The organism is Paenibacillus sp. P2(2022), from assembly GCF_029522175.1.
GTDB classification, from domain to species: Bacteria; Bacillota; Bacilli; order Paenibacillales; family Paenibacillaceae; genus Paenibacillus; species Paenibacillus polymyxa.
This window is the reverse complement of sequence record NZ_JAKWFI010000002.1, coordinates 706,866-732,642: the sequence shown is the minus strand read 5'-3', so window position 1 is coordinate 732,642 and position 25,777 is coordinate 706,866. Positions and strand designations below refer to the sequence as shown.

At 45.4% G+C, this 25,777-nt stretch carries 25 protein-coding genes and 1 pseudogene; 1 reads left to right on the top strand and 25 read right to left on the bottom strand.

The window, feature by feature from the left end:
• Positions 1-74: 74 nt before the first annotated feature.
• The 20 genes from MMB75_RS10705 to MMB75_RS10610 all read right to left on the bottom strand — a co-directional run bounded on the left by MMB75_RS10705 (position 75) and on the right by MMB75_RS10610 (position 20,391).
• The gene (locus MMB75_RS10705; RefSeq protein WP_019686990.1) at positions 75-455 is read right to left on the bottom strand and encodes a TIGR02530 family flagellar biosynthesis protein; all 381 of its coding nucleotides are present in this window, start codon (positions 453-455) and stop codon (positions 75-77) included.
• The gene (locus MMB75_RS10700) at positions 452-985 is read right to left on the bottom strand and encodes a flagellar hook capping FlgD N-terminal domain-containing protein (RefSeq protein WP_017427927.1); all 534 of its coding nucleotides are present in this window, start codon (positions 983-985) and stop codon (positions 452-454) included. The genes MMB75_RS10705 and MMB75_RS10700 overlap by 4 nt, the downstream gene beginning before the upstream one ends.
• Positions 986-1,004: 19 nt before the next feature.
• Positions 1,005-2,459 carry a flagellar hook-length control protein FliK gene (locus MMB75_RS10695; protein ID WP_045243856.1) on the bottom strand — a complete coding sequence of 485 codons (1,455 nt, stop codon included), beginning with the start codon at positions 2,457-2,459 and terminating at the stop codon, positions 1,005-1,007.
• A gap of 27 nt (positions 2,460-2,486) precedes the next feature.
• Complete coding sequence (locus MMB75_RS10690; protein ID WP_045243857.1) at positions 2,487-3,488, bottom strand: magnesium transporter MgtE N-terminal domain-containing protein; 1,002 nt, start codon at positions 3,486-3,488, stop codon at positions 2,487-2,489.
• Between the two features lie 47 nt (positions 3,489-3,535).
• On the bottom strand, positions 3,536-3,979 hold the full coding sequence (gene fliJ, locus MMB75_RS10685; RefSeq protein ID WP_013370677.1) for a flagellar export protein FliJ: 444 nt from the start codon (positions 3,977-3,979) through the stop codon (positions 3,536-3,538).
• A gap of 10 nt (positions 3,980-3,989) precedes the next feature.
• Complete coding sequence (gene fliI, locus MMB75_RS10680; RefSeq protein ID WP_016820950.1) at positions 3,990-5,309, bottom strand: flagellar protein export ATPase FliI; 1,320 nt, start codon at positions 5,307-5,309, stop codon at positions 3,990-3,992.
• Positions 5,296-6,132, bottom strand: coding sequence for a FliH/SctL family protein (locus MMB75_RS10675; RefSeq protein WP_019686987.1), 837 nt, complete (start codon positions 6,130-6,132; stop codon positions 5,296-5,298). Before MMB75_RS10675 ends, fliI begins: the two co-directional genes overlap by 14 nt.
• On the bottom strand, positions 6,125-7,141 hold the full coding sequence (fliG, locus tag MMB75_RS10670) for a flagellar motor switch protein FliG (RefSeq protein ID WP_045243858.1): 1,017 nt from the start codon (positions 7,139-7,141) through the stop codon (positions 6,125-6,127). The genes MMB75_RS10675 and fliG overlap by 8 nt, the downstream gene beginning before the upstream one ends.
• Before the next feature lie 11 nt (positions 7,142-7,152).
• The gene (gene fliF, locus MMB75_RS10665) at positions 7,153-8,736 is read right to left on the bottom strand and encodes a flagellar basal-body MS-ring/collar protein FliF (RefSeq protein ID WP_277507640.1); all 1,584 of its coding nucleotides are present in this window, start codon (positions 8,734-8,736) and stop codon (positions 7,153-7,155) included.
• A 37-nt stretch (positions 8,737-8,773) separates the two neighbouring features.
• Positions 8,774-9,088 carry a flagellar hook-basal body complex protein FliE gene (gene fliE / locus MMB75_RS10660; protein ID WP_007430020.1) on the bottom strand — a complete coding sequence of 105 codons (315 nt, stop codon included), beginning with the start codon at positions 9,086-9,088 and terminating at the stop codon, positions 8,774-8,776.
• Positions 9,089-9,127: 39 nt separating this feature from the next.
• Positions 9,128-9,580 (bottom strand): flagellar basal body rod protein FlgC, encoded by a 453-nt coding sequence (flgC, locus tag MMB75_RS10655; RefSeq protein WP_013370672.1) that lies wholly within the window; start codon positions 9,578-9,580, stop codon positions 9,128-9,130.
• Between the two features lie 6 nt (positions 9,581-9,586).
• Positions 9,587-9,994, bottom strand: a complete 408-nt coding sequence (gene flgB / locus MMB75_RS10650; RefSeq protein WP_016820947.1) for a flagellar basal body rod protein FlgB — start codon at positions 9,992-9,994, stop codon at positions 9,587-9,589.
• 407 nt (positions 9,995-10,401) lie between these two features.
• A complete protein-coding gene (gene hslU, locus MMB75_RS10645) occupies positions 10,402-11,802 on the bottom strand; it encodes an ATP-dependent protease ATPase subunit HslU (RefSeq protein ID WP_016820946.1) in 1,401 nt (466 codons plus the stop codon).
• Between the two features lie 36 nt (positions 11,803-11,838).
• A complete protein-coding gene (gene hslV, locus MMB75_RS10640) occupies positions 11,839-12,381 on the bottom strand; it encodes an ATP-dependent protease subunit HslV (protein ID WP_013370669.1) in 543 nt (180 codons plus the stop codon).
• A gap of 26 nt (positions 12,382-12,407) precedes the next feature.
• On the bottom strand, positions 12,408-13,748 hold the full coding sequence (gene trmFO / locus MMB75_RS10635; protein ID WP_016820945.1) for an FADH(2)-oxidizing methylenetetrahydrofolate--tRNA-(uracil(54)-C(5))-methyltransferase TrmFO: 1,341 nt from the start codon (positions 13,746-13,748) through the stop codon (positions 12,408-12,410).
• A gap of 27 nt (positions 13,749-13,775) precedes the next feature.
• On the bottom strand, positions 13,776-15,878 hold the full coding sequence (topA, locus tag MMB75_RS10630; protein WP_016820944.1) for a type I DNA topoisomerase: 2,103 nt from the start codon (positions 15,876-15,878) through the stop codon (positions 13,776-13,778).
• A gap of 215 nt (positions 15,879-16,093) precedes the next feature.
• Entirely contained in the window at positions 16,094-17,212 is a 1,119-nt protein-coding gene (gene dprA, locus MMB75_RS10625; RefSeq protein WP_039277126.1) for a DNA-processing protein DprA, read from the bottom strand.
• Positions 17,213-17,440: 228 nt separating this feature from the next.
• Positions 17,441-18,370, bottom strand: a complete 930-nt coding sequence (sucD, locus tag MMB75_RS10620; protein ID WP_013370665.1) for a succinate--CoA ligase subunit alpha — start codon at positions 18,368-18,370, stop codon at positions 17,441-17,443.
• Between the two features lie 49 nt (positions 18,371-18,419).
• A complete protein-coding gene (gene sucC, locus MMB75_RS10615) occupies positions 18,420-19,580 on the bottom strand; it encodes an ADP-forming succinate--CoA ligase subunit beta (protein WP_039277123.1) in 1,161 nt (386 codons plus the stop codon).
• A gap of 340 nt (positions 19,581-19,920) precedes the next feature.
• Positions 19,921-20,391, bottom strand: coding sequence for a MarR family winged helix-turn-helix transcriptional regulator (locus tag MMB75_RS10610; protein WP_039277121.1), 471 nt, complete (start codon positions 20,389-20,391; stop codon positions 19,921-19,923).
• A 147-nt stretch (positions 20,392-20,538) separates the two neighbouring features.
• Between MMB75_RS10610 and MMB75_RS10605 the strand changes: the two genes are divergently transcribed.
• Entirely contained in the window at positions 20,539-20,967 is a 429-nt protein-coding gene (locus MMB75_RS10605; protein ID WP_013309874.1) for an organic hydroperoxide resistance protein, read from the top strand.
• A gap of 278 nt (positions 20,968-21,245) precedes the next feature.
• Here the strand turns inward: MMB75_RS10605 and MMB75_RS10600 are convergent, their stop codons facing one another.
• From MMB75_RS10600 to MMB75_RS10580, 5 genes and pseudogenes are all read right to left on the bottom strand, one after another.
• Positions 21,246-22,865, bottom strand: coding sequence for a YifB family Mg chelatase-like AAA ATPase (locus tag MMB75_RS10600; RefSeq protein WP_019686984.1), 1,620 nt, complete (start codon positions 22,863-22,865; stop codon positions 21,246-21,248).
• 220 nt (positions 22,866-23,085) lie between these two features.
• A pseudogene (locus MMB75_RS10595) lies at positions 23,086-23,248 on the bottom strand (EscU/YscU/HrcU family type III secretion system export apparatus switch protein); the annotation flags it as partial.
• 1,117 nt (positions 23,249-24,365) lie between these two features.
• Entirely contained in the window at positions 24,366-24,644 is a 279-nt protein-coding gene (locus MMB75_RS10590; protein ID WP_260846456.1) for a hypothetical protein, read from the bottom strand.
• A 40-nt stretch (positions 24,645-24,684) separates the two neighbouring features.
• Positions 24,685-24,927, bottom strand: a complete 243-nt coding sequence (locus tag MMB75_RS10585; RefSeq protein ID WP_260846455.1) for a magnesium chelatase domain-containing protein — start codon at positions 24,925-24,927, stop codon at positions 24,685-24,687.
• A gap of 163 nt (positions 24,928-25,090) precedes the next feature.
• Entirely contained in the window at positions 25,091-25,642 is a 552-nt protein-coding gene (locus MMB75_RS10580; protein ID WP_103042382.1) for a nitroreductase family protein, read from the bottom strand.
• Between the last annotated feature and the right edge of the window lie 135 nt (positions 25,643-25,777).

Sequence of the window (25,777 nt, the reverse complement as noted above, 5' to 3'; positions counted from 1 at the left end):
GATTGGTTGCTTAGTTGGCCGCATCAGTCGATCCGCGGCTTTTTCATGGCTTTCCTATTCGGGCCAGCCACTTTTTATGAAATAATTACAGCACTATCTATCTGCGTAAATACGTTATCCTCCATGGACTGCTTGTCCATCGCAGTAACAACTGTTCGATTAGGCACACTAACAATCAAAGCCATATCTTGCATTAAAATCAAAGATTCTTTAGCGCCCTTGGCAGCAGCCTTATCCACAGCAGAGTTAATTTTCGCCATTTGGTCACTTCTCAACTCTATTCCTCGCTGCTCCAGCCGCTTGGCTGCATGGTTGCTGAGCTTGAGCACCTGTTCCTGCAACACCTGACCAAACGGCTTGGTGTCCTTAATTACCGAATTTACTCGGTTTTGAGAAATCGCTGCCGGAGGAACGTTGGTAGGAAAAAGGCGTCCGACCGTTATCCTGTCATTCATGAGTTCTCACCGCTTCCAGTAGAGGAAGAAGATGTAGTATCTGACGTATCAGTAACAGGAGCCGTTGTGTTAGCCTGGCTTACTGATGTTACGTCTTTTAATGCCACCTCAGCCGCTCCCATTTTGGCATACTGCACACCGTCGCGAATAACGATGGAATCTACGATTCCACTTTTCACTGTACCTGCGCCTGCTTCACCTGTAATGGAATCCTTTTTACCTGGCTCAATCCAGCTAACTTCTTTTCCTATCAAACCAGAAGCTGTACCCAAAGACTGGCCCAATGCAGTCAACTGCGTAGATATGTTCATCAGTTGTTCCACCGAGGAAAACTGTGCCATTTGGGCGACAAATTCTTTATCCTCCAAAGGCTGCATTGGATCCTGATTTTGTAGCTGAGTGATCAATATCTTTAAAAATTGATCTTTACCCATCGTCTTAGTATCCTTGGCGCTTGCTGTTTTGACATTATTCACATTGTAATTCGGCCAGACGTTACTGGTGGATACATTGTTGTCTGTAGTCGTCATTGTGTTCTCACCTCCATCATTACGCTTGTGCTGTAAAGGAGCCTGTCCGATTCATGTCATCTGCGCGTTGTTCTGCTGTCCAGTTACGAAGCTCTTCTGTCATTTCAGCTACTTTCAAAGCATCCTCGCTCTCTTCTCTACCTCGAGCTTTAGAACGTTGGTTAGATTGCTGCTGCTGATTAGCTCCAGAACCGCGTCCATCCTGATACATATGGGAGGATAGCGACTCATTGTGCGTTACTTCTACTTTATCCACTTGAATACCTTGACTCTGAAGACTCGTACGCAACTGAGACATTTGCTGTTCCAGCAGATCCTTCGCCCCGCTATGCTCAGTCATAAACTGGGCAACCAGATGGCCGTTTTGCATCGTCAGCTTAACCTCCAGCTGGCCCAGATGATCTGGACGAAGCATGATGGTCGCTTCTGTCAAACCAGTGTGCTTTACAATATCAAGTTTCTGCACTACAAACTCAGTCATCTCCTTGGCAAATTGTCGTACATGTACGACTGGTTGAGCCGGAGCCGAAGGTGTTGTTCCCTGCGTTTGTACCGAAAGCTGCCCCGCAGTCGTGATCACCGGAGTCTGATTATCAGTTGCCGACGGATCCGCTTGCTCAGCTGCATCTACGAATGTACCCGCTTCATCCGTTACAGTCGTTTTAACTGCGGACTGAACGAGAAGATTCGTTGATGAACGTTGTCCTTCTGAGCCTTGCTGGCTAGTTTCACCCTGACTTGCTTGCTGCTGAGGAGTAACCTGTTTGTTTGTAGATGCTGCAGTTAATGTCTGAGCACCGTTTGCCCGTTGTGCAGAAGGCTGAACCACTTGTGAATCTCCACTATCAGCAAGTTCCACAGCTTTCAATACTCCATTCCACTGTTCATCGGAAATAGCTCCAGTCCCAGCTGTTGCGCTTTGAAGCGATTGTAGTAACTGTGTCACCTTAGCCTTTTGGTCGCCCGAAGCCTGCTCTGCTACATTGGCAAGTTGTGACAAAGCGTCCTGTAATGCAAACCGAAGAGTTGCCGGATTAGCTGCCAACGCTGTTAAGCCTGTAGCCTCTGCCGTTTCCCCGCCGTCTGCCTTTTGATTTGTTCCATTGCCTTGCAAAAACTGTTGTACTTGCTGAATCCATGATTGTAAAGCTGCAAGCAGCGCAGGATCGGCAACTACCTGATCATCCAACTTTTCGAGATTTTGCAGCAAAGGAGCCAATGTTTCAACAAGCGGCTCGGTTGGAGCTTCCGCAGATTCTCCGTTTGCAATAAGCGGTAGTACCATAACTAATGGAGAACCATTCGCATCTGTTCCAGCCGAGCCTGTTTGCCCGCCTGTCATCATTTGCGTTAGTGTTTGATTAAAGGCACCCGTGGTTGCTCCAGCAGCCGTGGTTGTACTTGTTGCTGACGCTGTCGTACTGCTAGCTGTTGGGCTAGAGCTAAGAGATACACTTTGAGAAATAAGGGTCATATATTTTTCACCTCCCTTCAATTTAAATTACTTACTGCCCATCAGCTTATTCAAAATTTTCGCGGTCTGACCTGCATCCTTCGCAGACATATTTTGCAGTAAAGAAGCACGTGTCGAATCATCTACTGTATTTAATATGTTTAATGCCTTATCTGGACTGATTTTGTAAGTTTGTAAAATAAGTTCGGCACCACTTTTCTTGTCCATGGAAGCAAATGTGCTGCTGATTTGAGTACTTTGCAGACTTTTACTCGTCGTTCCAGCTGTACTACCCTGATCCTTTTTCAAACGGGACTGCAACGCCGCTACCGATAAATCCGTAGATGGCGTTACGTTTTTCAGAGCCATTGTAATATCCGCTGCTTTTTTAGCGTCCATCTTTTGCAAAATCTTCGCACTGTTGGCAGGGTCCATATAACTTAACAGCTGCACGGTCTCTTCCGTAGTCAGATTCTCCATAATCGGTGCAGCTTTACTTGCCGTCATTCCTTCATACATGCTGGCAAGTTCTCTGGTCTGTTTTACATAAGGATCTTCATTTGTTGTTCCGTCTGTAGTTTGCGTACCTGCTTGTCCCTGCTGCCCGACCTGTCCCTGTTGACCCGTCTGCGACTGTTGTTCCTGTTGCCTTTTCAGTGTATTGACCTGATTCTGAAGTTCAGTAACCTTTTTATCTTGTGTCGTCTTAGCAGCCGTAGCCTTTTTGAGTTCTTCCGTCTGCTTGGCTAAATCCGCTTTTAACTGCTGAATGGTTGCTTCAGAGCTTTCAGACTGTGCCTTCTGATCTGCCTCTTTTGTCTGGGTTGCTTTATCCTTCGGTTCAGGAATCCAATTTTTAACAATTGGTATTTTGTTCCCTAATGAGATCATTTCGCTTCTGAAGTCCATATTGAACAGTGTGAGCAAGACCCCGACCAGAACAATTGTGAAAACAATCGGAATCAGGAAAAACATAAACCGTTCAAATCCCCCGCCTGATTCTTTCCCTAAATCCATATCCAGTTCATTTTCTGCTAACTTCTGTGCCATCGTCTTCCTCCTCAGGCAGCTGATATGCGTATCCTATGACGTTCCGCTTACCGGGCTTTCATGGCAAATCGCACGGAAGCCATTTCATCCAGCTCATTCTGCTCGCGCAGGAGCATTTCCTGTTGGAATTTCACGTTGGCCTTCTCTCTCGCTTTCAGCCAAACTTGTTCATCCAGCATTTTATCGGTCAAAACGGTTTGTTTGCTTTGCACATTTTGCTGCGCATATTGAACATCCCTATGCTTGCGTGTAATACATTGATCCAGATGATTGACATAAGCTTGTAATTCCTGAATGCTAGAGAGTGGCGCGCAATCTTCGGCAGCCTTTTGAATAGCGGATATGACCCGATTCCTTTCGCCTATAAGCTGTGTTAATGTCTGCTCCTCAACCTGCAATTGTCCAACAGCACTGGAAAGCAGCCATTCGGCCTGTGACTTTTCGTTCGTTTTCAAGTCTACAACTTTTTGAAAGGAATACTGAAATCTCATCGTTCAACCTTCATCTCCTCGTAAATTCAGAAATCAAACGTTCTCGTACTTCGTCCAGCTCAGCCTTTTCATCCGTTCTTTGTCTTGTAAAATCCCATATATCCCGTATGCGCTCCATAGATTCGTCAATTTCTGCATTCGAACCCTGTTGATAAGCCCCAATGTTAATCAGGTCCTCTGAATCTTTGTAAATGGCCATCAAGCGCTTAATGTTTTCGGCAGCATCTATCTGATCTCGTGGTGCAATGTCCTTCATGACCCGGCTAATACTTGCTAACACATCAATTGCAGGAAAATGTCCTTTGTTCGCAATCCCGCGATTCAAGACAATGTGTCCATCCAATATCCCACGCACCGCATCTGCGATGGGCTCGTTCATGTCGTCACCATCAACCAACACCGTATAAAAGGCGGTTATAGAGCCAGTAGGTCCTGTCCCTGCGCGTTCCAGCAGCTTAGGCAGACTAGCGAACACAGATGGAGTGTATCCTCTCATTGCTGGTGGTTCCCCTACTGCTAGACCGACTTCACGCTGAGCCATCGCATACCGGGTAACTGAATCCATCATTAGCATGACATTCAACCCGCGATCCCGAAAATACTCCGCTATCGTCGTTGCAATAAGTGCACCCTTAATGCGGATCAACGCAGGTTGGTCGGAAGTTGCCACAATGACTACAGAGCGTTCTAGTCCCTCTGGGCCCAAATCCCGTTCAATAAAGTCCAGCACCTCGCGTCCACGTTCTCCGATCAGGGCAATTACGTTCACATCTGCTTCCGTATTACGGGCAATCATCCCCATCAAAGTACTCTTACCTACACCCGAACCCGCAAAAATACCAACCCGTTGTCCTTTACCAATCGTAAGCAACCCGTCAATTGCACGTACTCCGATACTAATGGGTTCCTGTACACGCGGACGATTCAGCGGATTAGACGGTATATTGAAAGTTGAATATCTCGCCATCCGCGAGGGAATCAGTGATCCGTCCAAAGGCTGGCCCAAACCATCCAGCACTTTGCCTAAGAGTTCCGATCCCACCTGCACATTCAGCGGCTTCCCTGTGCCTACGACATCACAACCAGGACCAATGGATTGTAGTTCTCCAAGTGGCATCAGAAGCACTTTATTGTCTCTGAAGCCAACAACCTCTGCCTGCAATGGCTTTGCCGCTTTGCCCGGATAAATATAACAAACATCCCCGATACTAGCGTCTGGACCTTCCGATTCAACCATCAAGCCGATAACCTGTGTAACCTTGCCATTCACCCGAACTGGGTCCAGCTGTCGCAAATGATCCATGTAGCGCTGCGCATTAAGCCCCTTCATGTCTTCGCTCCTCATTTTCATGTGCCAGACGCAGTAGTTCCTTTTTAATCTCAGCTAATTGTGTATCGATCCGGGCGTCCACACTTCCAAAGGAAGAACGAATGACGCAACCGCGATCCTTTACGGTACCATCAGGTATAATTTGCAGTTCTGCCTGCGAATCGACAGTTAATGACAATTCTTCCCGTGCACCTTGCACAAATGCGAAATGCTGAGGCGACACACACAATGTAATGATTCCTTTTTCTCGCTTACGAGCCAAATTTTTGCGAATTAACTCAATCGTATATTCCGGTTCAAGACTAAGCTGTTTTTCAATCACCTTCTCGGCAATCGCACTACTCAGTTCAACCAGAAAAGGCTCGGCTTCCTGAATCAGTTGTTCCTTAATCTCATAGGCCTGACGCAGAATATCTTGTGCTTCTTCCATCATCTGCTCCGATTTCGTCTGAAGCTCAGCCTCGGCCAGCTTCTGGCCTTCTTCATACCCTTGTTGAAATCCATCTGCTTTTATCGACTGAATCAACTGATCGTCATGTTCGCGTCGTTCCTGCCACCAATCTTCAATCTGCTGCTGTGCTTCCTGAAGCATTCGTTCCGCTTCTTCAGCCGCCTCGCGCACCTGACGTTCGGCAAAGTCCTTAGCATCATTCAGCATTTCATCTCGGAGCCGTTCTGCCTCATAATCTCGCTGAGGCTCCGGCTCCGTATATTCGGTTGTGATTTCTTCATCCGTCGTTTCTGACACGTACGTATGTGCCACATCAATCGTTTTCAAAGCCTCTACAGGCACATATTGGAAAGATTTAATCAAGTTAGACAATGATGTCATCTCCTCCGCCGCGTGCGATTATAATCTCACCGGCCTCTTCCAATCTGCGGATCGTTGATACGATACGTGTTTGTGCTTCTTCCACATCACGCAGCCGCACCGGTCCCATGTACTCCATTTCCTCTTTGAAGGTTTCTGCCATACGTTTCGACATATTTCGGAAAATCACATCGCGTACTTCTTCACTGGACACTTTAAGCGCCAATTGCAAGTCTGCATTGTCGATATCGCGGATAATGCGTTGAATGGACCGGTTGTCCACATTGACGATATCCTCGAAAACAAACATTCTTTTCTTGATTTCCTCAGCCAGTTCAGGGTCTTGAATTTCAAGCGAGTCGAGAATTGTACGCTCGGTTCCGCGGTCTACGCCATTCAAAATCTGAACGATAGACTCGATACCGCCTGCATTCGTGTAATCCTGCGTCGCAGTTGCCGAGAGCTTTTGCTCCAATACTCTCTCCACTTGAGAGATGACTTCTGGAGATGTACTGTCCATGACAGCAACACGCCGGGCCACTTCTGCCTGCTTTTCCTGTGGCAGGGACGATAGAATTGCCGCCGCTTGCTCGAACTGCAAGTATGAAAGCACGAGAGCAATGGTTTGCGGATTCTCATTTTGTATAAAATTCAATATCTGGTTCGGATCCGCCTTACGAGCAAAATCGAAAGGTCTCACCTGTAATGTCGCTGTCAAACGGTTAATGACCTCAACAGCTTTTTGTGATCCGAGCGCTTTTTCCAATATTTCTTTGGCGTAATTAATACCGCCTTGGGAAATGTACTCCTGAGCCAGGCAAATTTGATGAAACTCGGCCATAATGGAGTCCTTTTCAATGGCATCGACCTTCCGTACATTGGCAATTTCCAATGTAAGTTGCTCGATCTCTTCATCACGCAAATGCTTGAATATTTGAGCAGATACTTCTGGCCCCATTGTGATCAAAAGAATAGCTGCTTTCTGTCTTCCCGTTAAACCTTGACTGCTTGCCTTTGCCAATGAACTCACCTCTATTCGTCAGCCAGCCATGTACGAAGCAGATTGACGAATTCGTCGGGTTTCTTTTTCGCCAGACTTTCAAGCTGTTTACGCACTTGACTTTCATTTGTCACACTTTCCATCGTAATGGACGGGAATTCCGTCGGCGTTGGCATGAGTTGCAATTCTTCATCCAACTCTTCTTCCTGATTACGACGACTGCGTACGATGAAGAAGATTACACCCGCCAACAGTGCCAGAACTGCAGCTCCGATGCCCCACATCCACGGGTTGGAAGCTGAGAAGAATGTATTGGTACTCGTAGGCGCCGGAGCAGCTTGCGAGAACACTGAAACCTTTTTAGCCAAATCAGCGTCTGTAAAAGTAGTACCGGAATTCGCTAGCGACGCTCTTACAATATTAACCAAAATGTTTTGAATTGCTGTCTGAGTTGCAGTATCCAACGTTTGCTGACCTGTTGGTGGTTCAACTGCTACATTAATGGTTAAATCTTTTACAGTGTACGGACTTTGGATAATATCCCTTGCAATTCGGTTAACTTCGTAGTTAATCGTACTTGAGCTCTTATCCGAACTGGTATTGCCGGAATTGGCTCCTCCAGGGTAACCCGGGACATCCTGCGTTCCTGTCCCTGCAACTCCTCCAGTCTGTCCACTACTGCCCGTATAACTTTCCTGAATTTGTTGGGCACTGATTTCAATACCCTTCATTTTCGTTTGGTCAACAGGTGTGACCATTTGTTCCTTTGATGTTACTTTGTCGAAATTTAGCTGGGACATAACCAGCACGTTTACCTTGTCGTCTCCAACAATTTTCGACAAAAATTGTTGGACATTATTCCTTACATCGCTCTCAAACTTCTTCTGTAGAGCCATGTTTTCCTGAACACCACTCGTGAGTCCGCCTTGGCCGCCCTTGGCCGTTGGAATTAACTCATACTCCTTATTGGTGATCGTAATGTTTTCTACTGGCAAATTCGGTACAGCCGTTTTTACCAGGTTAAAATATCCGTCGATCGCTTGTTGATTGGGAGTAAAACCAGGTTCGAATTCCATTTGAACCGAAGCAGAGGCTTTGTCCTTTTCTTCAAGTCCGGCAAAGATGTTTTCCTTTGGCATATTAATGACAGCTTTGGAGCTTTGGACACCGTCCATCCGTTCCAACAGTTGCTGTACTTCGCCGTTCAATGCGTTATTGTACTTCACATTGAACTCGTTCTCCGTCATGCCAATGGCCGAGGAGGACTGGTCAAAGGCGCTCATGCCGATTGACCCCTTTTGTATCAGCCCTTGGGACCCAACATCTACCTTCGCCTTATCTGCACTAGCGGTTGGGACTGAAATTTGTGTCCCACCAGCATTAAGCTGATACGGTATACCCGCAGAATCGAGATATTTAATGACCCCAGCGGCATCATTTGCATTTAAATCCCGGAAGGCCACTTCATATTCGGTTTTGGTAAACTGCATCGTTAGCACTACAATGGCGATAATGATGAATGCTAATGTCGAAACAAGTAATATCTTCTGTTTTTTGCTGAAATTATTCCAATACCCGAAAATCCTATCCCGGTATTGGGCGATTCTCTCGTTCACTCCGTCACCCCATCCGAAACTTTGCTAAACCCTCACTTTACATCTGTGTACGCATGATCTCCTGATAGGCTTCGATCGCTTTGTTTCGGACCTGTGTAGTAAGCTGCAGGGAAAGCAGCGCTTGTTGTGAAGTGATCATGACTTGATCTACATCAACTTTGCCTGCCATGAATTGGTCGGACATCTGGTGTGTAGCGGCTTCCTGCTGCCCTACTTCATTGAGAGCATCCTTTAGGAAGGACCCAAAATCCTTCAAGGATTCGGAAGGCGTCGCTTTCGTCAACTCATTGTTAGGCGATTGAATCTGCTGTATTACCGGTGTCTGTACGTTAAACATGGCGTTCTGAATCATGTTTTACTCTCCCTATTAAGTAGTTAGTAGTCCTGGAACTTAGCGGCCGATTTCAAGCGCTTTGGAAACCATCGCCTTTGAAGCATTCAGAGCTGTTACATTGGCTTCGTATGAGCGTGTTGCGGAAATCATGTCGACCATTTCTTTCATTATGTCTACATTAGGCATATATACATAGCCATCTTTATCAGCGTCCGGATGACCCGGATTGTACACTGGCTTCAAAGGTGACTGATCTTCCTGAATTTGCGAAACCTTAACGCCAGCGGCGCTTGTACTACTTCCTTCCATTTGAGCCTTCAAAACATCGGCAAAGCCAGATTGGTTCGGCTCCAAAACAACCGTTTTTCTCCGATATGGAATTGCTTGTCCATTCTCTACCTTCGCCCGAGTCGTCTCTGCGTTGGCAATGTTGCTCGATATAACGTCCATCCGCAACCGCTGGGCCGTAAGAGCAGATGCACTAATATCAAAGCCGTTGTTAATCTTCACCTCGTCCTATCTCCCTTCTACCGCTGTTCTCATCATTTTGATGCGCTCATTAATTTCTTGGATGTAGGTATTATATCTTAGTTGATTTTCAGCCATAAGACTCATTTCTCTGTCTATATCTACGTTGTTCATGTTGTTATTCATGACTGAGTACCCATCTTTGATGACCGTGGCATCAGGAATGGAGTTCACAGGTCCTATTTGGAAATGTCTTGAATTGGTTACTTTTCCACGCAATGGCGTGACATCACCGTCCATTTGCTGCTGAAGCAGTTCTTCAAATGAAACCTCCGAACGCTTAAAATACGGGGTATCCGCATTGGAAATATTATCGGCCATCACACGTTGTCTCGTATTGGCCGCCTGTACACCTGCCTGAAGCTTTTGAAAGCTTATATCACCCAGCAGATTCATTTAGCTCCTCCCTCCAGCGTCTACTCCAAAGTAAGATTCAATAAAACAAGATTTTTCACTTTTTTTCGACAATAAAATTTCATAATTATACATTTCTTTTAGGTCTTAAGTAGAAAATCTTAACTTTCTGTCATATATTCTAAGTTTCGTAGAGTTGGGACCTAATTACAATAAGAAAAAAGCCCTATCTTTTTTAAAAAAGAGGGCTTTAGATGCATAAAATGTTAAATTTTTCAGGTTTTTTTCAAGAAAATGAATGTTTTCTTAGCACTTTACACCTGTAAAAGATTATACGTCCTACTTTTGGAATAGACAGAAAAATCATCAACTTAACCTGTGTCTAGGACTAAACGACGGTGCAAGATAGTGTTATTCTGGACCACACACCCTATTTTTAGACACTCAGTTCACAAAATATACTGACTAAGGTCCCTGTTTTGGGCAATATCTCCCAGCTTCTCACGGACATATTCCGGGGTGATAATCATACGATCCAATGTAAGCTCTGGTGCTTCAAATGACAGATCCTCCAGCAGCTTCTCTAGGATGGTATGCAAACGCCGTGCGCCGATATTTTCGGTGTTGCGATTAACGGACTCGGCAATACTAGCGATCTCACGGATCGCTTCCGTAGAAAATTCGACTTCTATTTCCTCGGTGCGGAGCAGTTCAGTGTATTGCTTGGTCAGCGCATTTTTAGGCTCCGTCAATATCGACACAAACTCATCCAAGGTCAGGCTACTTAGCTCCACCCGGATGGGGAAACGACCTTGAAGCTCTGGGATCAGGTCTGATGGTTTAGCCACATGAAAAGCCCCTGCAGCAATAAACAGAATGTAATCTGTTCTTACCGGGCCGTATTTGGTCATAATGGTAGAGCCCTCGACAATAGGTAAAATATCGCGCTGGACTCCTTCTCTCGACACATCTGGGCCACTTCCCTTGCCTTGGCTGGCAATCTTATCTATTTCATCAATAAAAATAATACCCGATTGCTCAGCACGCTTCACAGACTCCTGAATCACATCATCCATATCGATCAGCTTGGCTGCTTCATCTTGAATCAGTACCTTGCGGGCTTCCTTGATTGGTAGCTTGCGCTTCTTCGTCCGCTTAGGCAGGAAACTCCCGAACATCTCCTGCATATTCATACCCATTTGTTCATTCCCTTGCCCAGCAAACATATCGAGCATATTGGGTGCGGTATCCTCCACATCAATCTCTATGACATCATCCTCAAGCTTACCGGACAACAGATCAAATTTAACCTTACGTCGCTTCTCTGCTAAGGTTCCGTCCTGTTGTGGCGGTTCTTCTTCTACCGAAGTCCCTGTGTTATTGCCAAACAGCATTTCAAAAGGGTTTCGTTGTGATTTATTTGACTTTTCTGCAGGTACAAGGATATTGACAATCCGTTCATTTGCCATGTCCTCTGCTTTGTCTTTCACATTCTCTGTTCGTTCCGACTTGACGATACGGATAGATGTTTCCATCAGATCCCGCACCATGGATTCCACATCACGACCGACGTAACCCACTTCCGTAAATTTGGTCGCCTCTACCTTGACAAAAGGAGCCCCCACTAGCCGCGCAAGTCTACGTGCAATTTCAGTTTTACCCACACCTGTCGGTCCGATCATCAAAATATTTTTGGGCACAATTTCATCCCGAATATCATCCGGCAGTTTACTACGCCGATAACGGTTGCGCAAGGCAACAGCAACAGATTTTTTAGCTTCCTTTTGTCCGACAATATACTTATCCAGCTCGGATACCACTTGTCTGGGCGTCAACGATTGATTATTCATTTTGCATTCCTCCACCCTTGAATACTCAGAGCCGATTTACAATTCTTCCACGATAATCTGACTGTTCGTATACACGCATATTTCCGAAGCAACCTCTAACGCTTCCCGTGCCATGTCCTTTGCTTCCATACCAGAGCCATGACGTTTGAAAGCACGGGCAGCTGCCAATGCAAAATTACCACCTGAGCCAATGGCCAACACATCATCGTCAGGTTCAATAATTTCTCCGCCTCCAGAGATGAGCAGCATCCCGGACGAGTCCATCACAATCATTAACGCTTCCAGCTTGCGTAATACACGATCCTGCCGCCAGTCCTTAGCCAGTTCTACAGCAGCCCTTTGAAGATTGCCGTGATGTTCCTCCAGCTTATTTTCAAACTTTTCAAACAATGTGATAGCATCGGCCACCGAACCCGCAAATCCCGCAACGACCTGACCACGATACAATCTACGTACTTTTTTAGCCGTCTGCTTCATCACAACACTGTTGCCGAACGTTACCTGCCCATCACCCGCAATAGCTCCTTTGCCATTATGGCGTACAGCACAGATGGTGGTAGCATGAAAGGACATATCCATAACGCGCTCCTCCTTTTCCTTCATCCTTATGCCTGTACTTCTGTTGACATAACTCCCGTTTGGTTGATATAACCGCGCAAACTTTCCAACGCGCGATTTGCGAGAGCTTCATTCTTTTCCTTTTTGTTACGAATGCGTGTCTCCAGCTTTGGAAGAAGACCAAAGTTTGCATTCATCGGTTGGAAATGTTTGAAGTCAGCAGTTGTAATATATCGTGCCATACTGCCTAGTGTCGTTTCCGCAGGAAATACGAACATTTCCTGTCCACGTGCTGCTCGTGCTGCATTTATACCAGCCAGCAAACCTGAGGCCGCCGACTCCACATAACCCTCTACACCTGTCATTTGTCCGGCAAAGAACAGATTACTTCTTCCCTTGAACTGATAAGTTGGGTGAAGCTGTTGTGGAGAATTAATAAAGGTATTGCGATGCATCACACCGTAACGTACAAACTCTGCCTCTTCGAGTCCCGGAATCATTGAAAACACACGCTTTTGCTCCCCCCATTTGAGGTGAGTCTGGAAACCAACCAGATTATATAGCGTACCTGCAGCGTTGTCTTGTCGAAGCTGAACAACTGCATAGGGTAGTTCCCCTGTATGTGGATTTACAAGACCTACAGGTTTCATCGGTCCGAACAATGCCGTTTGTTTCCCGCGCTGCATCATCACTTCGATAGGCATACAGCCTTCGAAGTAGATTTCTTTTTCGAACTCCTTGACTTGTGCCACCTCAGCAGTAATTAAAGCCTCATAGAAAGCATCAAATTCCGCTTCGTTCATCGGACAATTTAAGTAAGCTGCTTCTCCTTTATCATAACGGGAAGCCAGATAGACCTTGCTCATATCGATGGAGTCCTTCTCTACAATCGGAGCTGCCGCATCGTAGAAATAAAAATACTCCTCTCCCATCAGCGTTTTGATCTGTTCTGACAAAGCTGGAGAAGTTAATGGTCCCGTGGCAACGACCACAATACCGTCCTCTGGGAGTTCCTGAAGTTCTTCATTAACGACCTCGATCAAAGGATGTTGATGAAGCGTATCTGTAATATGACCGGAAAATCCATCACGATCCACTGCCAATGCCCCACCAGCTGGAACAGCATGGAGATCTGCCGCACTCAGAACCAAAGAGTTTAGTATTCTCATTTCTTCCTTCAATACGCCTACTGCATTCGTCAGACCGTTCGCGCGCAAGGAATTACTACATACAAGTTCGGCAAATTTATCTGTATGATGTGCGGGTGTTTTTACAACCGGTCTCATTTCATATAATTTAACTGGCACTCCACGGCTTGCAATTTGCCAGGCAGCTTCGCTGCCCGCCAAACCTGCTCCGATGACCGTTACCTTTTGTAGTTCACTCACTTTTAAATCCCCCTGCTATCTTTGTTCTTAAGAAGTCTCTACACTCTCATCGCTCTCTTCCAGCATTTCGCTGTGATCGCAGACGGTGCAGTTGAGCTTCGTCCCCTGTTTAGTACGTTTTTCGACCATTAGGCCACTGCAACTTGGACAAGGCTTAATGGACGGTTTATCCCAGGATACAAAATCACATTCTGGGTAGCGGTCACATCCGTAAAAGACACGTCCTTTTTTACTTCGTCGTTCGACGACATGTCCCTCACCGCATGTAGGACAATTCATCCCGATATCCTTGACAATTGGCTTGGTGTTACGGCAATCCGGGAAGGCAGAGCAGGCCAGAAATTTACCAAAGCGGCCTAGCTTATATACCATTTGACTGCCACACTTGTCACAGATAACGTCGGATACTTCATCCTTGATCTCAATTTCTTTCATTTCTTCTTCAGCCACTTCCAGACGCTTTTCGAATGACTCGTAAAAGTCACTCAACACCTTGACCCAATCACCTTCGCCCTCTTCGACGTGGTCAAGATCACCTTCCATATTCGCAGTAAATTCTACATTCAGAATCTCTGGAAAAAATTCTTCCATCTGCTCAATGACCAACTCTCCCAGCTCGGTTGGGAAGAATTTCTTTTCCTCAATAGCGACGTAACCGCGCTTCTGAATGGTTTCCAGGGTCGGTGCATACGTGCTCGGGCGTCCTATACCCAATTCCTCCAGTGTCTTCACCAGTCGTGCTTCCGTATAGCGAGGAGGCGGTTGTGTAAAATGCTGCTTTGGTTCAACCGATTCCTTTTTCAGTTTATCGCCCGGCTGAAGTGGCGGCAACAGCTTATCTTCTTCGGTTTTACCGTCGTCATTCCCCTCCACATACACTTTCATGAAGCCTGGAAAGCGAACCTTCGAACCGGCTGCCCGGAATATCGTCTCGCCTGCTTCAATATCAACGGACAAAGTATCCATAATAGCGGAAGCCATCTGACTCGCCATAAAACGTTCCCATATCAGTTTGTACAATCGGAACTGGTCTCTACTCATAAAAGGCTTAACGGTTTCCGGATCACGCAAGGCGGAGGTTGGACGAATCGCTTCATGCGCATCCTGAGCATTAGCCGATTTTTTTGAATACTGACGAGGACTTTCAGGCACAAAATCTTCGCCATATTTTTGAATAATGACCTCTTTCGCTTCCTCTTGAGCCGAAGTAGCGATCCGTGTGGAATCCGTACGCATATACGTAATCAGACCCACAGTCCCTTCTTTACCTAAATCCACACCTTCATACAGCTGCTGCGCTACAGACATGGTTTTAGATGCCCGGAAGTTGAGCTTTCGAGCCGCCTCTTGCTGCAAGGAACTTGTTGTGAATGGAGGAGACGGATTGCGTAAACGCTCCTTCTCTTTCACATCGCGCACCTTGTAAGACGATTTTCCGATAGCTTCTAACACTTCTTGTACATCCGCTTCGCTAGAGAGCTCTTTCTTTTCGCCGCGTAGCTTATGGAATTTCGCTTCAAAAGTGCTGTCCTTAATAGCTAGTTTAGCTGTTATCGTCCAGTATTCTTCCGGTACAAACTCATTGATCTCGTTTTCCCGGTCCAAAATAATTTTCACTGCAACCGACTGTACACGCCCAGCTGACAGACCCTTTTTTACCTTTTTCCAGAGCAATGGACTAATTTTGTAGCCGACAAGTCGATCCAATATCCGTCGTGCCTGCTGCGCATTGACCAAATCCATATTGATCTTGCGTGGGGTTTTAAAAGCATCTTTGACGGCCTGCTTCGTAATTTCATTAAACACCACACGACAATCCGCCGTATCGTCCAGTTCCAGCGCATGCGCCAGATGCCAAGCAATAGCCTCACCTTCGCGATCCGGGTCAGCCGCCAGATATACTTTTTTTACTTTTTTTCGGGCATCCTTTAACTCTTTTAGAATGGAGCCTTTACCTCGAATGGTAATATATTTGGGATTAAAATCATTTTCGACCTCTACGCCGATCTGGCTCTTAGGTAAATCCCTGATATGACCCATGGAAGCCTTGACGATATATTTGCTGCCTAAGTATTTGCCGATCGTCTTCGCCTTGGAAGGCGATTCCACGATGACGAGTGAATCCGCCATAGGCTCTTCCTCCTCTCAATTACTCACATGAATATGATAGACTTCCTGAAATGTGGTGAGTATAGTTCGTTAGTACGAGCTATAAATTCAACACATTTCAGGAAGTGGGGAAGGAGTAGGTATCCGCGATGCGGATAAACGCCATGTTTCCCTCCACCTATGTTTAAAATTGAATTTTGCGCATTTACTAACTAAGGATTTGACAAAAACAACTACTAAATAAGCTTGTATTTTGTGCCCGCTAGTTGAGCGATCCTTTTTTTTATGATTAACGATAACAGAACTGCGTGTAAAAGTCCAAAATCCCATGCCGTAGCATCAAGCAGTTCATCCAGTGTCATGGTTCCTTGTTCCAGCAGCACCACCACACGATTTTCCTCAGAAGTCTCACTTTCTGATGCTTTGGAGATCTTCTTAAGATTAAGACTCTGTTCTCTATTGTATGAAGAAACCTGCCTTGTACGCAAATCTGCTTCATACTCCTCAATAATATCCGAAGCCTCAGTGACCGTTTTGGCTCCTTGCTTAATCAAGTTCAGCGTGCCTCTACTCTTCGGTGACGTAATGGGCCCAGGAACAGCAAACACATCTCGATTTGCCTCCAGCGCAGCATCCGCTGTAATCAAGGAACCGCTCCTAGCGTCTGCTTCGACAACGAGTGTCCCCTTCGTTAAACCGGCAATAATGCGATTACGTTGTGGAAACATCCCGGGATGCGACCTCGTACCTGGAGGATACTCCGATACGATCAGACCTTTACTAACCATCTCTGCAAACAAAGAGGCATTTTGGGGAGGATAAATTTGATCAATCGCTGTTCCAAGCACACCAATCGTGTTGCCTCCCCGGCGTAGGGCTGTTTCATGGCAAATACTGTCAATTCCTCTCGCTAATCCACTCACCACTGTAATCCCTGCATTACATAATTCCTCTGTTAGTATCTCCGCTGCTCTTCGACCATACGCAGTAGGAACGCGAGTTCCTACCATGGCTACAGAACATGTGTGCAAAAGTGATTTATCCCCTTTTGTATACATTACCCAAGGTGGGTCAACTGTTTCCTTCATTAATAGGGGGTAATCTTCGTCCACATAAGTTACCATACCAATATCACTGGATTGAATTCGCTGATATCGTTCATGTACCCATTCTTCATCGTAACACTGTGCCGCAATGCGTGCCTGGTTGGGACTTAAGCCTATCTCAATCCACTTTTGTTCGCTAAAATGCAGTAGCTCATGCAATCGATAATCACTCGACCAAATACGCTGAATTGTTCTTCTTCCGATTCCTTCTAACTCATGTAGACCTAATAAAAGCCATCTTTCTTCCAAACTGTGGTTCCCCCATTCATGGAAGAGTGAACCCTTCCTTATTTTGTGGCACAATGAATCATTTTGCAAGCGTTTCCCTGACAAGCCTGTCTTAACGCAAAAAAAAGCAACCTTTTCATCCCCTGTTTCAGAAGATAAAAAGGTTGCTTACCTTTCTTTCATTATACACTAGCCAGCAGCAAATTTCGATGCTGATTTACAGCCAGTATATTAATGAAGAAACACGATTTAATGTGTCGTACACAGATTCAAAATACCACGCGCTTCCAACACACTTACCAGTGTCGAGCCCATTTCGGAAGGAGTCGGCGCCACCTTGATTCCACAGGCTTCAAGCGTAGCAATCTTCTCTTTTGCCGTTCCCTTTCCGCCAGAAATAATGGCGCCTGCATGCCCCATCCGTTTGCCTGGAGGCGCAGTCACCCCACCGATAAAGCCAACCACCGGCTTCGTCATATTGTCCCTGATCCACTCGGCAGCCTCTTCCTCGGCTGTACCACCGATTTCTCCGATCATAATGACAGCATGAGTGTTGGGGTCCTCATTAAAGCGATGTAAAATATCAATAAATTCTGAACCTTTAACTGGGTCACCACCAATACCAACCGCGGAAGATTGACCTATACCTCTAGTGGTTAACTGATGCACTGCCTCATAGGTCAAAGTACCACTACGTGACACAACGCCTACATGACCCGGCAGATGAATGTAACCTGGCATGATACCAATCTTACACTCTCCTGGCGTAATAACACCCGGACAGTTAGGGCCAATCAGAACGGTCTTTTTGCCTTCCATAAAACGTTTGACCTTGATCATATCAAGCACCGGAATCCCCTCTGTGATACAAATCACGAGGTCCAGTTCCGCATCCACAGCCTCCAAAATGGAATCCGCTGCGAAAGCCGGCGGCACGTAAATGACGCTAGCAGTTGCGCCCGTAGCTTCCTTGGCTTCGCTTACTGTATTAAACACTGGCAGTTTGACCTGTTGCCCGTTTTCCAGTGTAATTTCTACCTCGGTGCCTCCCTTACCTGGAGAGGTGCCACCTACCATCTGTGTACCGTAATCAAGTGCACCTTTGGCATGGAACAACGCCGTTTTTCCCGTAATCCCCTGTGTAATCACCTTTGTATGCTTATCGACCAAAATACTCACGATCTTCACATCCCCTATCGTTTATTCGGCATATCGGAATGCAAACAGGCTATTGAACAAGTTCAACGATTTTTTGGGCACCATCCGCCATGGAATCGGCTGCCACAATATTCAAACCGGATTCCGCTAAAATCTGTTTGCCGAGCTCAACATTCGTTCCTTCAAGACGGACAACAAGCGGTCGAGTCAGCCCCAACTGCTTGGCAGCCTCCACGACGCCATTCGCAATGATGTCACACTGCATAATCCCGCCGAAAATGTTGACGAAAATACCTTCTACCTTCGGATCGGACAAAATGATTTTGAACGCTTCGGTTACCTTTTCCGTTGTTGCACCGCCTCCAACGTCCAGGAAATTGGCCGGATCGCCACCGTAATATTTGATAATATCCATCGTGGCCATCGCCAAACCTGCACCATTGACCATACAGCCAATATTGCCGTCCAGAGCGATATAGCTTAGATCATATTTAGATGCCTCAATTTCCTTCTCGTCCTCTTCATCCAAATCACGCAATTCCAGAATATCCTTATGACGGAACAACGCATTGGAATCAAAATTCAATTTGGCATCTAGCGCCATTACATTCCCATCACCCGTAACGACTAGGGGATTAATTTCTGCAATCGAACAGTCCTTGTCCACAAATGCTTCGTAAAGCGCCAGCATAAACTTAACCGCTTTATTTACCAACTCATTGGGAATATTAATCTCATACGCCAGCTTACGAGCTTGATACACCTGAAGCCCAATTGCTGGATCAACAACTGCTTTAAAAATCTTCTCCGGAGTAGCCGCAGCCACCTCTTCGATTTCCGTACCACCTTCTTCGGAGGCCATCAATACGATGCGTCCAGTCCCGCGATCCACGACAACGCCTACGTAATATTCTTTGCGAATATCACAGCCTTCCTCAATCAAAAGGCGTTTGACTTCTTTACCTTCAGGTCCGGTCTGATGTGTCACAAGCACCTTACCTAAAATTTCAGAAGCGAAAGTCCGCACCTCATCCAAACCTTTGGCAACCTTTACGCCACCCGCTTTACCGCGTCCACCAGCATGAATTTGTGCTTTTACGACCGTAACAGCGCTTCCAAGCGATTCTGCCGCAGCAACGGCTTCTTCCACCGTGTAGGCAACCTTGCCGTTCGGTACAGCCACTCCGTACTGCTTTAATACTTCTTTACCCTGATATTCATGGATATTCATTCTGGAATCCTCCTATCAACATGACTGCAACAAGGGCGGTTCACAAGGAAATCTATACTAAACCTACATCATTGTAACATGTTTTTAAAACGCTTTCCTTATAATTTAACCTCATGAATTACAGTATTTTGATATCATTATCATTCCCAAAATCGAATGTTTGGATATTATTGGATTTTATTTTTTAATACAAATTCACACAAAAAAAGCACCTCCGCAAAATGGGATTACCTAATCCGCAATGAGAGGTACTTTATTTCATTAGAATTTAAGGGCATTTTTCTTTCAGTTTAGAACAACTCATGTCGTAAGAATTCGCAAGAGCAACTGAAAGTACCTGTTATGATTTTTCAATTTGTACATTCGCTTGATGAACACGATCAAGCAGATCATTAAACTGAAGCAGAAGCGACCCAAATTGATCATGAGTCATACTTGTTTTTTCCTGTATACATCCTGGTACAGACAGGGCTTTATCCCGCAACGCTCTTCCCTCTATCGTCAAAGAAATCAGCACCTTACGCTCATCTTGAGTGGAACGCTTTCGATCGATCAACCCGGCATTCTGTAACCTCTTTAATAGTGGAGTTAGTGTGCCAGAATCCAAATATAACGCCTCACCCAATTCCTTCACTGTACACTCTTCACGCTCCCAAAGCACGATGAGCACCAAATATTGCGAGTACGTTACACCAAGCTTTTCCAGATAAGGCTGGTACAGCTTTGTAATCTCTCTGGAGCATGCATATATGGCAAAGCATAACTGGTTATCAAGTTTCAACGCTGCATCTTTATTAAAATTGTTTTCCATGCTGTCTAGTCACCTGCTTTCGTCATTATTTTAGCACATTATATAACAAAATACATTCTAATTGCCTAAAATACTTTACAAACAATAATTATTTTGATAAATTAAATTGTGTAAAATATAAATTGAGCGAGAGGCAGTGATTGGATTATGATGACCATTCAACAAAAAATGTATGAAACAACAGTAAAAGCAGTTGGTGGGCGTAACGGTTATATCGAGTCTTCTTCCCCTGAACTTCGTTTAGATATTGATACTCCAAAAGAAATGGGTGGCGCTGGTGGCGCAGGTACAAATCCAGAGCAGCTGTTCGCCGCAGGCTATTCTGCTTGCTTTGACAGTGCTTTAAATATGGTGGCTCGCATGCAGCGTGTTAAACATGAAGGTACCGAAGTCACAGCTACGGTCCATTTTGGCAAAGTCGAAGACGGCGGCTTCGGAATCGGAGTAAACCTCGACGTTCTGGTCAAAGGCGTAGATCATGAAACTGCGGTAAAACTGGTGGAAGGCGCACATGAACAATGCCCATACTCCCGCGCTACCCGCGGTAATATTGAAGTGAAACTGAACGTTTTGTAACTTAGAGTTAGAATGAAATTCACAACAAGCCCCTCAACCGTATTGGTCAAGGGGCTTGTTGTTTTTCCATCAAGTAACATGGGAGATGATGCATAATCGTATATACGAAATTGATATACTCATAGTATAATCACTATTGTCATAATCTTTTTTTCTTCTCCAGGTCTTTTTGCCTGGAGCTTTTTTTGTCCTTTTTTCCGTTTTCTCTCGTACACATATCCTTTGGAAAACTTTTCCGTAAAAATGATCGTACTGTATCTGCTAATTTTATCGCCTTTTTACATTTCGGATAAATTGGCGCTTGCTTTATCCATATGGCGGTATTGAATAGCTTCAGCCACATGTGAAGTCGTAATTTTCTCTGACTCATGTAAGTCTGCAATGGTGCGGGACAGCTTGAGAATTCGATCATACGCACGCATGCTTAAACCAAGTGCATCCATCGTCTGATTAAGCAGCTCCGCTGCATTTTGATCTAATACTGCATATTTACGCAGCATCTGACCGGACAGCTCACTATTCCATGAAAAAGGAAGCTTACTGTATCTGCGGATTTGTATTGCTCGAGCAACCAACACCTGCTTTCTCATGTCAGCAGACGACAGGGATTCTTTTTCCTCCCGCCAGTCCTTTGGTTGTGATACCTCAAGCTGAAGATCAATTCGATCCAGCAATGGACCGGAAATACGTGAACGGTATCGAGCTACTGCTGTAGGTGAACAGGTACAGCGCTGATGTTCCGTGTTATTGCCGAAAAAGCCACAGTGACACGGATTCAAAGAAGCTGCAAGTAAAAAATGCGCCGGATACTTAAATACAGCACGTGAACGACTGATTGTCACATGGTGGTCTTCCAGGGGCTGCCGCAGCACTTCTAGCACATGGCGGCTAAACTCTGGCAACTCATCTAGAAATAAAATCCCTCGGTGTGCAAGACTGATTTCTCCTGGTTTGGGTATGCCTCCTCCGCCCACCAATCCAGCAGCAGAGATTGTATGATGAGGCGCACGGAAGGGACGAACATGCATGAGATGAGGCGAGGACTCCTTCCATTTTCCTGCTGCGCTGTATACCTTGGTCACTTCTAGCGACTCCTTTTCAGTCAAAGGCGGTAGGATAGAGGGCAACCTGCGGATGAGCATCGTTTTTCCAGCACCCGGTGGTCCCATAAGAAGAATATTGTGCATTCCTGCTGCAGCGATAACTAATGCACGTTTGGCGTGTAGCTGACCCAGCACATCGCTGTAATCCTCCATATTACTGGCTAGTTCTTCTTGCTCGCACAACGGTATATGCTCTGCTTGAGGTAAATGGTCATAGGAATGGATTATAACTTGCTTACTGGCAGTACAATTTTGATCGGTCACTTGGCCGTCTGGGATGCCTTGTGCATGATCATTAACTGGGATAAGATCCGCCAGATGGTGTATAGCGTAAATACGTATATCCGTAATTAGACGTGCCTCGCTTGCGTTTTCCTGAGGAAGCAGCACGGAATCGAATCCCTCTCGCTTGGCCAGATCAACCATGGACAACACCCCATTTACAGAACGAATGCTGCCATCCAGCGCCAGTTCGCCAATAAACAGCGTTCGTTCCCCCACTGGCAAAACAATCTGTTCACTGGTTGTCAGCAAGCCTAAAGCGATGGCAAGATCAAAAGATGAGCCTTCCTTACGCAAATCAGCAGGAGCTAAGTTAATCGTGATACGCTGGGATGGATATTTGAATCCGCAGTTTTTGATTGCTGCTCTCACACGCTCTACTGCCTCTCGAATGGCTGAATCCGGCAATCCGATTATCGCAGTTTGAGGCAAGCCATTGGACAAATCAGTCTCAACTTCGATCAGAACGCCATCTATCCCATATAGACACGCTCCATGTAATTTTCCATACATATCAAAAAAGCACCTCTCCTCATATTGAAATGTCCCTCTCGGGAATCATTGCCTATATGAAAAAAGGTGCTTCCAAATTTTCATTCATTGCAAATATAATGTTTTAAATTTAGCTCTCAATCCTAATTTCAAACCCTCAACTAAGCTTATCTGACGACAGATTATTTGTCAATCAAGGTTAGCTTATCGGCTGCTGGAGTACGTGGTCTTGATTCCGGGGTTCGTCCAAATCAAGTTTGGACAGCACTTCAACCAGCGCAGCATCCTCCTGAACAGGAACCATGTTCTTTGGCTTTTTCTAAAATGCTATCCGCAATGCGACCGCTCCCCTTGGCAACGACAATCGGCGCTTCGCTCTCACCGGGCGTATATTTAAGGGCGACCTGCGGATGAGCATCGTTTTTCTAGCACCCGGCCGTCCCATAAGAAGGATATTATGATACATTTTCACGCATTGAAAAACCAAGTAATATCAAGGGTTTGACGATACTAAGCGGTTTTCCTTTCGGTGGGAGATCGCTTTTTTCTTTTAGGCTCTATTAAACACATTTGTGATTTTCTTATAATTTCATAAATACTATTAATTTAAAATTTATCAGGAATGATGTATTGTCGAGTTTACTTTCCACGATGATGTAACTCTAAAAAGAAGACAAGTAAGCCGTCTCCCTTTCGGTCGGCGCGAAGAGGAGAAGCCGAAGGCTTGACGAGCGTTTCCTATTGCCGTACGCGAGAGTGCGATTTCCATTCTTTATTGATTTTCTTTACCCTAACTAAAGGATGGATCATCATGGATAACTGCGTTCTCCGATAGATAAGTCTGATGAGAAATTGAAGGAACAAAAAAACCTGAGAGGTCAGGACTTTTTGCTCTGTGCGCTGCCGCGAATTCGACATTTTATTTCCACGTAGTGGCGGGAGTTTTCAGTTTTCACCCGTGAGAAGTGCGTTCAGCAGGTCTAACGATTAGAAAACCACGACTGAAAGTCGTATATTGAGGGGACTACCCCAGCCAGTATTCCCACGTACAATTACTATACCGTCGTCATGCGGAACGACGTTATGGATCGTCATGGTAGCAGCTCCTTGAAACGGCTTAACTTGACCGCCAAAAATACCAATTTCCGTGATCGAGACAAGTACCCTACTTGAGGAATTAACAAACCCAGCCAGGTTCAAGCGACTTTGGAACAAATTCGGACCTACATTGTTGATACTAAAAATGAATGCGGTACCTGCTTTAGTTCTTAGGCGACGCGTAGGTTTCAGAATTTTTCTAGAAGAATTTACTTTTCCCATTCGAATCAACTTCCCTTCTTTTGTAATAATATAGAATATGCTAGTTTTTATAGAATCGAAACAGACAAACAGATTGGAAAAAATGACCATCTTTATCAGTAGGCAATAAAAAAAGCCCCGCGATGTCAGGGCTATGCTCGTAAACTTGATTGAAGTGAGCGAACGAAAAACGACGGAGAGCTGCTCAAGCGGATTGCCACGCTACAAATGAAGATCAAGGAACTCCATCACTTGGCCGTCTGGGGTGCCTTGTGCATGATCATTAACTGGGATAAGATCCGCCAGATGGTGTATAGCGTAAATACGTATATCCGTAATTAGACGTGCCTCGCTTGCGTTTTCTTGAGGAAGCAGCACGGAATCGAATCCCTCTCGCTTGGCCAGATCAACCATGGACAACACCCTATCACACAGGGCGAATGCTGCCATCAAGCGCCAGCTCGCCAATAAACAGCGTTCGTTCCCCCACCGGTAAAACACCTGCTCACTGGTTGTCAACAAGCCTAAAGCGATGGCAAGATCAAAAGATGAGCCTTTCCTTACGCAAATCAGCAGGAGCTAAGTTAATCGTGATACGCTGGGATGGATATTTGAATCCGCAGTTTTTGATTGCTGCTCTCACACGCTCTACTGCCTCTCGAATCGCTGAATCCGGCAATCCGATAATCGCGGTTTGAGGCAAGCCATTGGACAAATCAGTCTCAACTTCGATCAGAACGCCATCTATCCCATATAGACACGCTCCATGTAATTTTCCAAACATATCAAAAAGCACCTCTCATCATATTGAAATGTTCCTCTGGGGAATCATTGCCTATATGAAAAAAGGTGCTTCCAAATTTTCATTCATTGAAAAAAATATAATGTTCTAAATTTAGCTCTCAACCCTAATTTCAAATCCTCAACTAAGCTTATCTGACGACAGATTATTTGTCAATTAAGGTTAACTTATCAGCTACTGGAGTACGGGATCTTGATTCCGGGATAACATCAGGATAGCCTGCATATATCATTCCAATTACCTTCTCACCTGGTTGAATTCCCAAGCAATCACGGAACTTAGGCGAATACAAAAATGGTTTTGTCACCCAAAACGTTCCGATTCCTTTGCTCCATGCAGCAAGCATAAAGTTCTGTACAAGCGCGCTGACCGCTGCAAAATCTTCATCCCAAACCGCTTGACGCGGGTCTTCTTCCATCACCACTAAAAGCTGTATCGGGTTGTGTAGAATCCCATTTTCAAACTTGTTATCCTTACCGATATCGGCGGCAATTGCCTCTGCAAGCTTTCTCCGTCCCTCACCAGCAAACAACAGAAAGCGCCACGGTTCACGCATTTTATGATTAGGAGCCCATACCGCGACGTCCAGTAGTTCTTTAATCGTATCTACCGGGATAGAGTCAGATTTGAATCGTTTAATCGTCCGGCGTTCCTGAATTACATCTATGACATGTTCACTAAAGGTATGCTTTGTCACGTAAATCCTCCTTCACAGGTACAACGACTAGATATTCATTATAGAATGAAAATGATAACTATTCTCAATAAAATATACCTGCAGCTTTCCTTTCTGTCAACCTGTACATATGAATTCAGTCCTGCGCTCCAACCT